At 43.3% G+C, this 12,565-nt stretch carries 11 protein-coding genes and 1 pseudogene; 1 reads left to right on the forward strand and 11 read right to left on the reverse strand.

The window, feature by feature from the left end:
• The 7 genes and pseudogenes from ABFX15_RS03640 to ABFX15_RS03670 all read right to left on the reverse strand — a co-directional run.
• Positions 1 to 640 (reverse strand): annotated as a pseudogene (locus ABFX15_RS03640) (UDP-N-acetylglucosamine 1-carboxyvinyltransferase); the annotation flags it as partial.
• A 209-nt stretch (positions 641 to 849) separates the two neighbouring features.
• Positions 850 to 1,080, reverse strand: coding sequence for a DUF1146 family protein (locus tag ABFX15_RS03645; RefSeq protein WP_091265997.1), 231 nt, complete (start codon positions 1,078 to 1,080; stop codon positions 850 to 852).
• A gap of 158 nt (positions 1,081 to 1,238) precedes the next feature.
• Positions 1,239 to 1,868, reverse strand: coding sequence for a uracil phosphoribosyltransferase (gene upp, locus ABFX15_RS03650; protein WP_346024146.1), 630 nt, complete (start codon positions 1,866 to 1,868; stop codon positions 1,239 to 1,241).
• 83 nt (positions 1,869 to 1,951) lie between these two features.
• Positions 1,952 to 2,971 (reverse strand): L-threonylcarbamoyladenylate synthase, encoded by a 1,020-nt coding sequence (locus ABFX15_RS03655; protein ID WP_346024147.1) that lies wholly within the window; start codon positions 2,969 to 2,971, stop codon positions 1,952 to 1,954.
• 8 nt (positions 2,972 to 2,979) lie between these two features.
• Positions 2,980 to 3,849: a peptide chain release factor N(5)-glutamine methyltransferase gene (gene prmC / locus ABFX15_RS03660; RefSeq protein WP_346024148.1), complete on the reverse strand. Its 870-nt coding sequence runs from the start codon at positions 3,847 to 3,849 to the stop codon at positions 2,980 to 2,982.
• Positions 3,839 to 4,915: a peptide chain release factor 1 gene (prfA, locus tag ABFX15_RS03665; protein WP_346024154.1), complete on the reverse strand. Its 1,077-nt coding sequence runs from the start codon at positions 4,913 to 4,915 to the stop codon at positions 3,839 to 3,841. The genes prmC and prfA overlap by 11 nt, the downstream gene beginning before the upstream one ends.
• A gap of 41 nt (positions 4,916 to 4,956) precedes the next feature.
• A complete protein-coding gene (locus tag ABFX15_RS03670) occupies positions 4,957 to 5,547 on the reverse strand; it encodes a thymidine kinase (RefSeq protein ID WP_091266009.1) in 591 nt (196 codons plus the stop codon).
• A 196-nt stretch (positions 5,548 to 5,743) separates the two neighbouring features.
• On the opposite strand from ABFX15_RS03670, the gene manA reads away from it, so the two are divergent.
• Positions 5,744 to 6,700 (forward strand): mannose-6-phosphate isomerase, class I, encoded by a 957-nt coding sequence (gene manA, locus ABFX15_RS03675; RefSeq protein WP_346024149.1) that lies wholly within the window; start codon positions 5,744 to 5,746, stop codon positions 6,698 to 6,700.
• A 176-nt stretch (positions 6,701 to 6,876) separates the two neighbouring features.
• On the opposite strand, the gene ABFX15_RS03680 is transcribed toward manA, so the two are convergent.
• From ABFX15_RS03680 to ABFX15_RS03695, 4 genes are all read right to left on the reverse strand, one after another.
• Positions 6,877 to 8,751 (reverse strand): ABC transporter ATP-binding protein, encoded by a 1,875-nt coding sequence (locus ABFX15_RS03680; protein ID WP_346024150.1) that lies wholly within the window; start codon positions 8,749 to 8,751, stop codon positions 6,877 to 6,879.
• Positions 8,751 to 10,472 carry an ABC transporter ATP-binding protein gene (locus ABFX15_RS03685; protein WP_346024151.1) on the reverse strand — a complete coding sequence of 574 codons (1,722 nt, stop codon included), beginning with the start codon at positions 10,470 to 10,472 and terminating at the stop codon, positions 8,751 to 8,753. Before ABFX15_RS03685 ends, ABFX15_RS03680 begins: the two co-directional genes overlap by 1 nt.
• Before the next feature lie 2 nt (positions 10,473 to 10,474).
• On the reverse strand, positions 10,475 to 11,086 hold the full coding sequence (locus tag ABFX15_RS03690; protein ID WP_346024152.1) for a TetR/AcrR family transcriptional regulator: 612 nt from the start codon (positions 11,084 to 11,086) through the stop codon (positions 10,475 to 10,477).
• Between the two features lie 147 nt (positions 11,087 to 11,233).
• Entirely contained in the window at positions 11,234 to 12,442 is a 1,209-nt protein-coding gene (locus tag ABFX15_RS03695) for an AI-2E family transporter (protein ID WP_346024153.1), read from the reverse strand.
• Positions 12,443 to 12,565 lie beyond the last annotated feature (123 nt).

A 12,565-nucleotide genomic window follows, 5' to 3' on the forward strand; every position in this document is an offset into this window, starting at 1 on the left:
CTGTGCCTGCACCAACTACTTTGGCTCCCATTTTGTTCAGGAAATTGGCTAAGTCAACTATCTCAGGTTCTCTTGCAACGTTTTCTATAGTAGTCGTTCCTTCAGCTAGCGTTGCAGCCATCATAATGTTCTGAGTTGCTCCCACACTCGGGAAGTCCAGATAAATATGTGCGGCTTTCAGCTTGTCTACTGAAGCTTCAATGTGACCATTGCCGATATGTATATCGACACCCATTGCTTCAAAACCTTTCAAATGTAGATCGATCGGTCGTGATCCAATCGCACATCCGCCTGGCAACGCGACTTTAGCATAACCAGTACGTGCCAGAAGAGGGCCCATTACAACAATTGATGCGCGCATTTTGCTCATAAAGTCGAATGGTGTTTCACTATTCAAATCATCTGTTGAGTCGATGATTATTTCTTTTTTATCTTCATCAAAGGATACTGGCATATTTAAATGTGTCAGTACCTGATTCATTGTATAAATGTCAGACAACAAGGGGACGTTTGTCAGAACATTCTGTCCGCTTTCAGCCAGAACTGTTGCAGCGAGAATTGGTAGTGCCGCATTTTTAGCACCATCCACTTCTACTGTACCCGAGAGTTTTCGTCCTCCACTAACTATTATTTTATCCATTCCATGCCCTCCATTATTTAAACCAAGCTTATTTCGAATTGTCTACTGTAATTGTAATTGTCAGATATTTAATGTATTAAGCAATCAGAATATGAAATGCCTGATACAGTATACCAGATACCTGTTGAAAGAGGAACCAATTGAAACCCCTTTATCCATGACAAGTTTGTGACATATATTCCTGTTCTGTACAATTCTTATTTGAGATGTTACAAGAAGAAAAACAGCTGTTGTATTAAAAGAATAAATTCGAGAAAAAACTGACTGACTGTATACCCAATTGCAATGGCTGCAAGAATATATAATGTTCTGGCCTGAGGAATATGATATTTCCTGATCAGTGTGTCCGTACGTATCGCCTGCAGGGACCAGAATGCAGTTAATATAAAGAAAATATGTGAAACCAGTGCAATAAGTGACTGCAACGTCGTCAATGTCATACCTTTCATCCTTTCGAAACTATAATAGCACACGATATGTGATATTTCATTTATTATGCTTGTAACACAATTGTTACAGTGGTAATCCTTGGATAAACAGAAAAAGAACTCCGATGAGTCAATCCATCAAAGTTCTTTTTACTCCTTGCTGTTGATGCTTATAATGTACCGAATAATCGGTCGCCTGCATCGCCCAGTCCTGGGAGAATATAGCCTTTTTCATTCAGCTTCTCATCTAATGAAGCTGTGTAGATATCCACGTCGGGATGAGCATCCTGAAGCACTTTGACGCCTTCAGGTGCAGCAACGAGGCAGACAAATTTTATATTCGTTGCGCCACGTTTTTTCAAAGCATCGATTGAAGCTACCGCAGATCCTCCAGTAGCAAGCATTGGATCGACCACCAGCAGTTCTCTTTCAGGTAAATCAGATGGCATTTTTATAAAGTATTCAACAGGTTCCATAGTCTCGTGGTCACGATACATGCCCACATGACCTACTTTTGCGGCAGGAATCAGATCCAGCATACCATCTACCATTCCCAGACCAGCTCTTAGAATAGGTACGATAACTACTTTTTTACCAGCCAGTCTTTTTTGAGTTGAGATAACCAGAGGTGTCTCGATTTCAACATCTTCCAACGGCATTTCTCTTGATACTTCATATGCCAGCAGACGTGCAATTTCGTTGACGACTTCTCTAAAGTATTTAGTTCCTGTACGTTTATCTCTAATTATGGTCAATTTATGCTGAATTAGTGGATGATCGATTACTTGAAGTTTTCCCATACTATTACCCCTTTGCTCTCTCCGTATTAAATTCCTATTCTATTGTACAGAAAGCTCGGTGAATATTCCAGAAGAATAATAATTTATAAGGACCTGTCGATCCATTCGGCTGCTTTTTCAAGACGATTCATATAGGCCAGACCTATACCAACAGGTTTATACGATTCTGCTAAAATGACTGTGGCCGGAGAACGGTCGAGTTCCCGCAGCCCGTCATATAGTCGGCTGGCTGCCTGCTGTGGGACTTCTCGCTCTCCTAGTGAAAACACCACGTCTGCCTTGTGGCCAAAATGTTCATTCAGCTCGTCGCTTGCAAGCAGACCGATTGTTTCTCCCTGCGTATGAAGCTTGCTTAAAACGTCTTCTGCTGACACTTTATCTTCCGGTAGTATATACACTGGTATGTCCGGTGAATAATGCCGATACTTCATCCCCGGAGATTTAGGAGCATGAGTCTTGTCTTTTAAATGTGTGTCGATATAGACTGTCCCTAGCACATCCGTCAGTTCTTCATATGAAATGCCTCCCGGCCGGAGGATAGTGGGTTTTTGGGGATCCGTCAAGTCCAGGACTGTCGATTCAAGTCCTACACCGGTTGCCCCCCCATCTATGATGCCGCTTATTTTTCCGTCCAGGTCATCATGAACATGGCGAGCTGTTGTCGGACTCGGTCTGCCTGACGAGTTGGCGCTCGGTGCTGCGAGAGGGACACCTGTCGCTTCTATCAAGTTCAAAGCTACCGAATGGTCAGGCATCCGAATCCCTACTGTACTCAGACCGCCTGTAACGGATGGAGCCAGCGCCCCTTTTTTATTAAGCACGATTGTACAAGGTCCAGGCCAGAAGTGAGCAATCACCTGTTCAGCCTCTTCAGGAAGGCTGGAAACGAACTGTTTCATCTGAGTCACGTTCGATACATGGATAATCAGAGGGTTATCGCTCGGTCTCCCTTTAGCTTCGAAAATTTTCCTTACTGCTGATTCATTTGTGGCATCTGCTCCCAGACCATATACCGTTTCTGTCGGAAAAGCCACAACTTCTCCTGCTTTTAGTGCTTCAGCAGCTTCCTTGATATCTTCCGGCTGCCAGCGATTTGTTTTCATGGTAGTCACTACCTTTCTTGATCAATATGACTGACGTGTAAAGCTCGATCGTGCCCGCTCATATCTTTCCAGATCACAACGTCTGCTTCTGGAAAAGCCTGCTCGAATATGGCCTTTACCTGTTCTCCTTGCCTGTAGCCGTATTCCAGAATAATATGCCCGTCTTTGTTCATAAGTCGAGGCAGTGCTTCCGCCATCTTTTTATAGAAGTAAAGGCCCTCATCATCAGCAAACAAGGCCAGCTGAGGTTCAAAATTCAGGACAGACTCATCCATTTCACTTCTCTCATTCTGGCTGATATATGGCGGGTTCGACAGGACCAGATCAAATGAACCAGTCACTTTTTCAGTCACATCACTTTCCATAAAATTAACATCGGCTCCCATGTTCCAGGCATTTTTCCGGGCAACCGCCAATGCTTCTGGACTGATGTCTACAGCTGTCACTTTATCCTGAGGCCTCTCGAGTTTATGACTGACTGCCAGCACACCAGACCCGGTCCCGATGTCCAGAACTTTTAGAGCTTTTTCTGGAAGGTTCTTCAGATAGCGGTGAAACCATTCTTCCGTTTCAGGTCTGGGGATCAATGTATCTGGAGTCACCGTGAATGGTCGGCCATAAAACCATTCATGTCCAACTACTTGCTGAGGAGGACGTCCATCAGCACATTCTTCGATCGCCTGCTTATATGCCGCCCATTGTTCCTCAGTTAAATGAGTCCGTCGTCTGGATAAAAGATCAGTGATCGTCCAGCTGAACAGCTCTTTCATGACCCATTCTGCGATATACGGCTCTCTCCTGTTCATTTTTAAAAAAGAAGAAGCCCAATTCAGGACTTCTCCAACTGTTTTTTTAGGGTCAGTGTCATTAATACTCATTTTTCAGCTGCTCCATTTTCCGAGACTGTTCCCACATCAGAAGGGCATCAATGATTTCACCTAACTTACCAGACAAAATCTGATCCAGCTTCTGAATCGTCAGATTGATCCGGTGATCCGTCACTCGACTCTGCGGATAATTGTACGTACGGATACGTTCAGAACGGTCTCCAGTTCCGACTGCAGATTTTCTTTCTGCATCCACTTCAGCCTGTGCTTCTGTTGTAATTTTGTCATAGATCCTTGAACGCAGAACTTTCATCGCCTTTTCCCTGTTTTTAAGTTGTGACCGTTCATCCTGCATCGCTACAACGATTCCGGTTGGTTCGTGGGTTAGACGTACTGCAGATGCCGTTTTGTTGACATGCTGTCCTCCGGCTCCACTTGCATGGTAGATGTCGACTCGGATATCGTTCTCATCAATATCCACTTCCACATCCTCAGCTTCCGGCATGACAACGACTGTAGCTGTAGACGTATGGATACGTCCCTGGGATTCTGTCTGAGGCACACGCTGTACACGGTGAGCTCCATTTTCAAATTTTAGCTTCGAGTAAACGTTTGTCCCTGTGATCATCAGGGTAATTTCTTTATACCCGCCGATCCCGTTTGAATTGGCATCAAGCACTTCTGTCTTCCAGCCTTCATTGTCCGCATACTTCTGGTACATATCGAACAAGTCACTTGCAAAAAGCTGAGCTTCGTCTCCTCCAGCCGCTCCTCGAATCTCCATGATGACATTCCGTTCGTCGTTTTCGTCTTTTGGCAGCAGCATGATTTTCAGCTGCTCTTCAAGCCTTTCTTTTTCTTGGATCAGAGATTTACGTTCTTCTTTTGCCAGTTCTTCCATTTCACTGTCCAGAGATTCTTTCAGCATCTCTTCAGTATCTTCCAGTTCAGATGTGACTTCCTGATATTTTCTGAAAGACGCAACTGTTTCTCTCAAGTCAGATTCCTCTTTACTCAATTTCATGAAGCGATCAGTATCACTGATCACCTGAGGATCACTTAATAATTCGTTCAGTTCATCGTAGCGTATCGCTACTTCTTCCAAGCGATCGAACATACTCATATGTGTCCGCTCCTTTCATCATTCATTTGATTCGGTTATTTTAAGTCTTCTTCCTTCATCATCGGTGGGTTATGGTAATGTTTCCGGCAGACCGGATAATAGGATTCATTTCCCCCTATGACAATCTGTTCACCTGTATAAACGGGTTTTCCGCCATGCATGCGCATATTCATTATAGCTTTTTTATGACAGAACCAGCAGATTGTTTTCATTTCTTCGATTTTGTCCGCGAGTATCAGCAGCTGTTGTGATCCTTCAAAAAGCTGATTCCGGAAATCATTTTTTAGGCCAAATGCCATGACCGGAATCGACAGTTCATCAACGATATGAGCCAGCTGATTCACGTGCTCTCTTTTAAGAAACTGAGCCTCATCAATCAGTACACAGGCGATGGATTTGTCCATACTCTTCACCGTTTCAAAGATATCAGTATCGTCATTGACAGGGATTGCTTTGCGCTTGATGCCGATCCGACTTGATATTGCCCCCACTTCATCACGGTCGTCCAGACTACTGGTGAATAATACTACCGGTTTATTCTGCTCCTCATAGTTGTGAGCAACTTTTAAGATCTCGATCGATTTGCCACTATTCATAGCCCCGTATCGAAAAAACAGCTGCGCCATAAAAAAACCTACTTTCTCTATTATACTGAATTAGTCATAATTATATCGAACGAAAAGGTATCAATCCTTATAAATTATAAGTGAATACACTAAAAAGTACAAGCGTGGTCTTAAGGTAAAAGTAAATAAAAGGTTTCTATTACACGGGCTCTTTTCTATGCTAAACTGAACGAAATGGAACGAGAGGAGATTAACAATGCAGGAACCGATTTTTTTACAAGGTGTGTTTAAAGAAAAGATATGGGGCGGGCAAAAACTGAAGGATCTGTTTGGCTACACTATTCCCAGTGACAAGACGGGGGAACTGTGGGCAATCAGTGCCCATAAAAACGGGCCAAGTACGGTAATGAATGGAGCATATAAAGGGATGACACTGGATAATCTGTGGACAGAGCATAAAGAACTATTTGGTCATCAGGGGAATTCAGTTTTTCCGCTCCTGACTAAAATCATCGATGCGCAGGACGACTTATCAGTCCAGGTTCACCCTGACGACACGTATGGTCTTGAAAAAGAAGGTGAACTAGGAAAGACTGAATGCTGGTACATTCTAGACGCAGAAGAAGGCAGCGAAATTGTCTACGGCCACCATGCACAGACAAAAGACGAACTGGAAGACATGATTAATCATGGACAGTGGGACGATCTGCTGAGACGCATTCCAGTAAAAGCCGGAGATTTCTTCTATGTCCCGAGTGGAACGATCCACGCGATCGGTTCGGGTATCATGATTCTCGAAACTCAGCAGTCAAGCGACACTACCTATAGAGTCTACGATTATGACAGAGTGCAGGACAACGGCGAAACACGCGATCTTCACATCATCGATTCGCTTGCTGTAACCACTGTCCCTCATCAGGATCCTGACTTGACTTTCGAATCAGCAGATACAGATGGATTCAGTCAGACTATACTTGTCAAAAATCCTTTCTTCAAAGTTGAAAACTGGAAAATCAATGGGCACCAGACTTTTACAGCTGATGCTCCCTACTCGCTTTACAGTGTGCTCGATGGAGAAGGTGATCTGACTGTTGATGATGTATCCTATTCACTCAAAAGAGGCGACCATTTCATCCTTCCTGAACCTGTAAAAAATTGGGAAATAAATGGACAGCTTCACATCTTTGCATCACAACCTGGTAAAGAGGCCTAGATCGACTTATTTTTAATCACGCAAAAAGGACGGACCACCGACATGCAGTCGTGGCTCGTCCTTTTTAGGTTCTATGACCTAAACTATTAGACATAGAACCTAAAAAAACAACCGTAACTTGAACCCTTACATGATGTCAGGTTCAAGTTACGGTCAGATAAATTATTCGTTTTTCATTATACAGCTTTCAGCTGCTCATCTGGAGACTGGAACTGAGAGTTGTAAAGATCAGCATAAAAGCCGTTCTGTTCCATCAGCTCATCATGATTTCCAGTTTCAATCACATCACCATGATTCATGACAATGATCTTATCAGCATCTCTGATTGTGGAAAGTCTATGGGCGACAACGAAACTAGTCCGGTCCTGCAGAAGATTTTCCATCGCTTTCTGTATGAGTATTTCTGTACGCGTATCGACGGATGATGTTGCCTCATCAAGAATCAGGATGTCCGGATCAGCTAGAAAAGCCCTTGCGATCGTAATCAGCTGACGTTGCCCTTGAGAGATATTCGTTCCTTCTTCATTCAGAACGGTGTTGTATCCATCAGGAAGTCTTCTAACGAAATCATCCACATGAGCCGCTTTGGACGCCTCAAGGATCTGCTCGTCAGTCAAATTCTCTTCATCGTGACTACCGTATGCAATGTTATCCCAGATTGTTCCATTGAAGAGCCAGGTATCCTGAAGCACCATTGAAAATCGACTTCTAAGTTCTGCCCGGTCGATGTCTCTTATATCCACACCTTCATAACGGATGCTACCTCCTTTGACATCGTAGAACCGTTCAAGCAGATTGATCAAGGTCGATTTTCCTGCTCCAGTTGGGCCGACCACAGCAACCATTTCTCCCTCATTGACTGTCAGGTTGAAATCAGTCATGAGCAACTCATCTTCACTGCTGTCGCCGTAACCGAACTGTACGTGTTCAAACTCAATTTTATAAGGAGAATCTGCTTTAGGTTCACGTCCAGATACTGTTTCTTCCATTTCCTCTTCATCCAGGATCTCAAAGACCCTTTCACAGGAGGCAATGGTCACTTGAATCGTGTTGGCCAAGTCGGCGATCTGTCTGACGGGCTGTGAGAACTGATTGACGTACTGAATAAATGCCTGTACGTTACCGAGTGAGACTGTGCCGTTAGCTACACCGATCCCACCGACTATCGCTACACCGAAGTAGCCTAAGTCCCTTGAGAAGCTGACCAGAGGCATCATGATCCCTGAAAGAAACTGGGCTTTCCATGATGCTTCATTAAGCTTGGAACTCTGAACGACAAATTTTTCGATTTCATCTTCTTCCCGGTTGTATGTCTTAACGATCGTATGTCCAGAAAATGTCTCTTCCACTTGGTCATTCAAAACGCCGAGTTCTCTCTGCTGACTTGCGAACTGTCTTTGCGACTTAGGTGCTACCCAGGCAATCAGAAGGAAACTGATTGGTACAGTGACGATGGTTACCAGTGTAAGACGAATATCTATGACAGTCATCACGGTCAGCACTGTTACAAACTGGACCACACTGATGATGAACTGAGACAAAGACTGCTGAAGAGTATTCGCAATCTGGTCCATGTCATTGATCGCACGGGACATGATATCTCCATTGGAATGTGTATCATAGTATTTGATCGGTAGAGTGGACATTTTTTCTTTCAACTCTTTACGCAAGTCATATACAGTTTTCTGTGCTATACGGGCCGTTATGAATGACTGGAAGTACTGAAAGATTGACTGAGTAATGTAGACAATTCCTACTGTAATCAGAATATTTCTGATCAGTGTAAAGTCGATCGGGAACTGCTGAATCGACTGGCCAGCTTCCTGAAGGGACGTTCCTTCCTGCAGGCCTCTGTATATTTCAGTTGTTGCCAGTCCTAGGATATATGGGGCAATGGTTCCCATGATTGTAGCAGCTATGACGAGAACGAATGTCAGAATCAGACCCCAGAAACGAGTGGACATGTACTTGACCAGCCTGAATGTCGTTCCCCAGAAATCCTTGGCTTTTTTAGCCTTCATATGGGCTGCGCTTTTAGTCTGGTTTTTCATTAGATGTCCTCTCCTTTCATCTGAGAATCCATGATTTCCTTGTAAATTTTGTTTGAGCGCTTCAGTTCGTCATGTGTGCCTTTTCCGACTACTTTCCCTCTATCAAGCACAATGATCTGGTCTGCATCCACTACTGTACTGATGCGCTGAGCAATAATCACGACTGCCGATTCTCTTGTTTCCGGCTTCAATGCTTCTCTCAGCTTAGCGTCTGTCTTGAAGTCGAGCGCCGAGAATGAATCATCGAATACCAGGATGTCTGCTTTAGTAACAAGTGCTCTGGCAATACTTAGACGCTGCCTCTGTCCGCCGGAGAAGTTTCCACCGCCCTGCTCGACTCTCGAATCAAGTCCCTTAGGCAGGTTTTCTACAAAGTCTTTTCCTTGGGCAATATCCAGAACATGCCAGATTTCTTCATCTGTAGCATCAGGCTTGCCGTACTTAAGATTGCTTCTGATCGTTCCAGAGAAAAGGAGAGCTTTCTGAGGAGCAAACCCGATCAGGCGCCTCAAGGCTCCCTGCTCGACCTCTCTGATATCGATTCCGTTGATTTCGATCGCTCCATCTTCTACATCGTAGAGACGAGGAATCAGATTGGCCAGAGTCGTTTTCCCTGACCCTGTTCCTCCAATGATCGCCAGTCTTTCCCCTTTTTTAAGGGTAAAGTCGATATCATCCAGCGCCAGTTTTTCTGCTCCAGGGTAACGGTAATTGATGTGATTGAAGCGAAGAGAGACTTCTCTATCTATTGATAAGTCTTTCGGGTCATCCGGGTCTTTAATGATATTAGGTGTATCCAGTACTTCCAGCACACGCGCGGCTGCAATCTGCCCTCTTGGTAGGAAGAACAGAACAAATGATACCATCATGATTCCAAGAAGAATCTGCATGGCGTAAGTCATGAAAGCCACAAGGTTACCTACCTGCATATTTCCTTCACTGATAAACTGTGCGCCGAACCAGATGATCATGATGTTGGTAATGCTGACAGCAAACACCATCGACGGCATCATGAATGCCAGGATGGTCTGTGCTTTGATTGATGTCGCCGCAAAGTCCCAGTTGACTTCATCGAACCGCTCCTTTTCATAGTCATCCTTATTAAAAGCCCGGATGACACGAATTCCTGTGAGTCCTTCTCTGAAGACACGGTTCAAGTTGTCTGTCTTCAGCTGCAGAGATTTAAAGATCGGACTAGTCAATCTCAAGATAAGAAACAGCAGACCAATCAGTATCGGCATGGAGATAAGGAATACAAAAGCCAGTTCTGGTTCTCTAGAATAGGCCATGATACCGGCACCGACCATTAAAAATGGAGCCAGCGTCATTATTCGAATGACCATCATCATGACAAATTGAATCTGCATGACATCATTAGTCGTTCGGGTGATCAGAGTGGATGTCCCAAAGCGGTCCAGCTCTTCATTTGTAAAATACGTCACGATTTTATAAACTTTACGACGTATCGTATCCCCAAGTCCCTGAGATTCTTTCGCCCCGAAATAGACATTCAGTAATGCGGAAACGATGGTTAGAAAAGTAAAGCCAAGCATCAGCAGACCTGGTCGGGTAATGTAGCCAATGTCTCCTTCAGCAACACCAAAGTCGATGATGTTTGCAGTAATCGTCGGCATCGCCAGCATCCCAACTACTTGAAGTCCCATAAAAAACAGACTTAAAGCTACGCGCCAGGGGTTCATCCATCTTGCTAGTTTTAACATAATTAATCCTCTTCTTTATTGTTTATTTTCACACCATACGTAATCCAGCTCAGCCGTTTAATAAAAAGCTCCTGTGTGCTGGAAACGGACAATTCCTTCCAGAACCCTTCCATAATGGTGTCGTTCAGCATACTCAGAATATATCTCAAAATATCGATCACTTCTTTTTCAGTTTCCATCTTCAACTGAGATCGATCAACGACATCAAGTATCCGTTTCCCGTCAGGAAGTTTCTGATAGCCTGTCTTGTCAAAATCGACTCGGGCTTCCTGATTGATCTGATAATTCATGTGCATGTACATATTCTCAAAAAATCCGAACTTTTCTGATTCCATAATATATTTGATGTATTTTTCACCAAACACTTTATATCCTTCAAAGAAGTCTCCGTCTTTTTCTTCAAAGCTTTTAAACATCAGCTGCCTGTAATTATATCTGAACTTGCTTATCAGAAAAAAGTAAAGGTCTTTCTTATCTTCAAAATATTGATAAAAACTTCCTCGTGAGATGTTTGAGTTCTTGACAATATTTGAAATAGAGGAATCGTTCAATGATTTTTCAGAGAATTCCTTCATCGCACCGGCAATGAGCCGTTGCCTTTTTTCTTCCGACAAATTAAAAAATGTCTGGGATGGCACACTATTCAGTCCTTCCATTGTGAAGTGAAAATGACATACTGTCATAATATGGTATTATATGTGACATGGTGTCATAAATCAACCTGAAAAAGAAAGTTCACGACTTTTTCAAGAAGTGAACTGTCAGGTATCCTCTCTATTTTTCACTTTGACAAGCGCTTCCTGTGTATTGACAGGTGCTTCTTCTACGTCATACCATCCTGTAGTGGCGCGGTACCAGTCAAATGCCATGGACACGATAATTTTGATGATTGCATATCCCGGTATACCGAATACGATTCCCATCAGACCGAATAGCCTTCCACCAATCAGAAGCAGAAAGATGATGTTGACCGGATGAATATTCAATGTGTTCCCGATGATCTGAGGCGAGATGATCCGATTTTCCAGAATCTGCTCTACCCCAAAAACAATCAGAACTTTGAACAACATAAAAGGTGAATCGACGATAGCGATGATCAGTGCAGGAATGCTCGCTACAAATGACCCGAGATAAGGAATCAGATTCAGAAACCCTGCAAAAACACCTAGTGTCAGCGCAAAATCTAGTCCCACGATGGTGAAACCGATCCAGAATATGAAACCAACTGAAATAGCTACGATCAGCTGGCCTCTAACATAGAAGCTGACCTGCTTGTTGATTTCCGAGAAAAGCTGATTGGTTTTTTCTCTAGCCTGAATTGGAATGTATTTAGATACGAAAGGCGGTATTTTTTCCCCGTCTTTCAGAAGATAATAGAGAACAAATGGCATAGTAAACAAAGTTATGAAGACTTGAGTAACTGTACCAATGAATGAACCTATGCTCCCCATTGTTACATTCAGTAAGTTCGTCGTCTGATTAGTCACTGTTTCAAGTACCGTTGTTTCGCTCAGCTGATCCATAAAGTCAGTGAAGGCCTGAGTATTCAAAAGACTGTCAAGCTGAAGCATCAAGTTATTCCAGTAAACGGGCCAGTTGGTTATCAGAGAATTAAGCTGTTCTCTGATGATCGGTACGATGAAGTTAATGCCCCCTACGATCAGCAGGATGAGCATGCTGAACATGAAGGCTATGGCAGTGTTTCTTGAAAATCTTTTTTTCTCCAGCCAGTCGGCGATCGGATTTAACAGGTAGTAGAAAATGACCGCGAAAATAAGCGGCGGACCTACGATTTCTAAAATGATGCCTACAGGTCTGAAGATGAAGGAGATACGGGTGAGCATATAAATATTGACAAACAGGAGAAAAGTTATGACTAAGCCTGAAACTATTTTATTGTTGATGACTCTTTTCCAGAACCAGGTCTTACTCCACTGGCTCGATTTTTTCTCATTCAGATCCTTGTCCATACCCACGCTCCTTTCTGTCTACACTATCAGTTTAGCATATTCTATATATTTTTACACTAGTGTTGCATAAAACTTAGAATAAATGATTTCCATAGATTGTTACTTTCGTCACAAATGGTTTTC

Origin of the sequence: Alkalibacterium indicireducens (assembly GCF_039522005.1) — a bacterium.
Lineage (GTDB): Bacteria > Bacillota > Bacilli > Lactobacillales > Carnobacteriaceae_A > Alkalibacterium > Alkalibacterium indicireducens.

What these genes read in the sequence shown, in the direction of transcription:
- prfA (WP_346024154.1), bottom strand. Translation starts at nt 4,915, where the DNA reads ATGTTCGATCGCTTGGAAGAAGTAGCGATACGCTACGATGAACTGAAC.
- ABFX15_RS03670 (WP_091266009.1), bottom strand. Translation starts at nt 5,547, where the DNA reads ATGGCGCAGCTGTTTTTTCGATACGGGGCTATGAATAGTGGCAAATCG.
- ABFX15_RS03680 (WP_346024150.1), bottom strand. Translation starts at nt 8,751, where the DNA reads ATGAAAAACCAGACTAAAAGCGCAGCCCATATGAAGGCTAAAAAAGCC.
- ABFX15_RS03695 (WP_346024153.1), bottom strand. Translation starts at nt 12,442, where the DNA reads ATGGACAAGGATCTGAATGAGAAAAAATCGAGCCAGTGGAGTAAGACC.
- ABFX15_RS03685 (WP_346024151.1), bottom strand. Translation starts at nt 10,472, where the DNA reads ATGTTAAAACTAGCAAGATGGATGAACCCCTGGCGCGTAGCTTTAAGT.
- ABFX15_RS03655 (WP_346024147.1), bottom strand. Translation starts at nt 2,971, where the DNA reads ATGAAAACAAATCGCTGGCAGCCGGAAGATATCAAGGAAGCTGCTGAA.
- manA (WP_346024149.1), top strand. Translation starts at nt 5,744, where the DNA reads ATGCAGGAACCGATTTTTTTACAAGGTGTGTTTAAAGAAAAGATATGG.
- upp (WP_346024146.1), bottom strand. Translation starts at nt 1,868, where the DNA reads ATGGGAAAACTTCAAGTAATCGATCATCCACTAATTCAGCATAAATTG.
- prmC (WP_346024148.1), bottom strand. Translation starts at nt 3,849, where the DNA reads ATGAGTATTAATGACACTGACCCTAAAAAAACAGTTGGAGAAGTCCTG.
- ABFX15_RS03645 (WP_091265997.1), bottom strand. Translation starts at nt 1,080, where the DNA reads ATGACATTGACGACGTTGCAGTCACTTATTGCACTGGTTTCACATATT.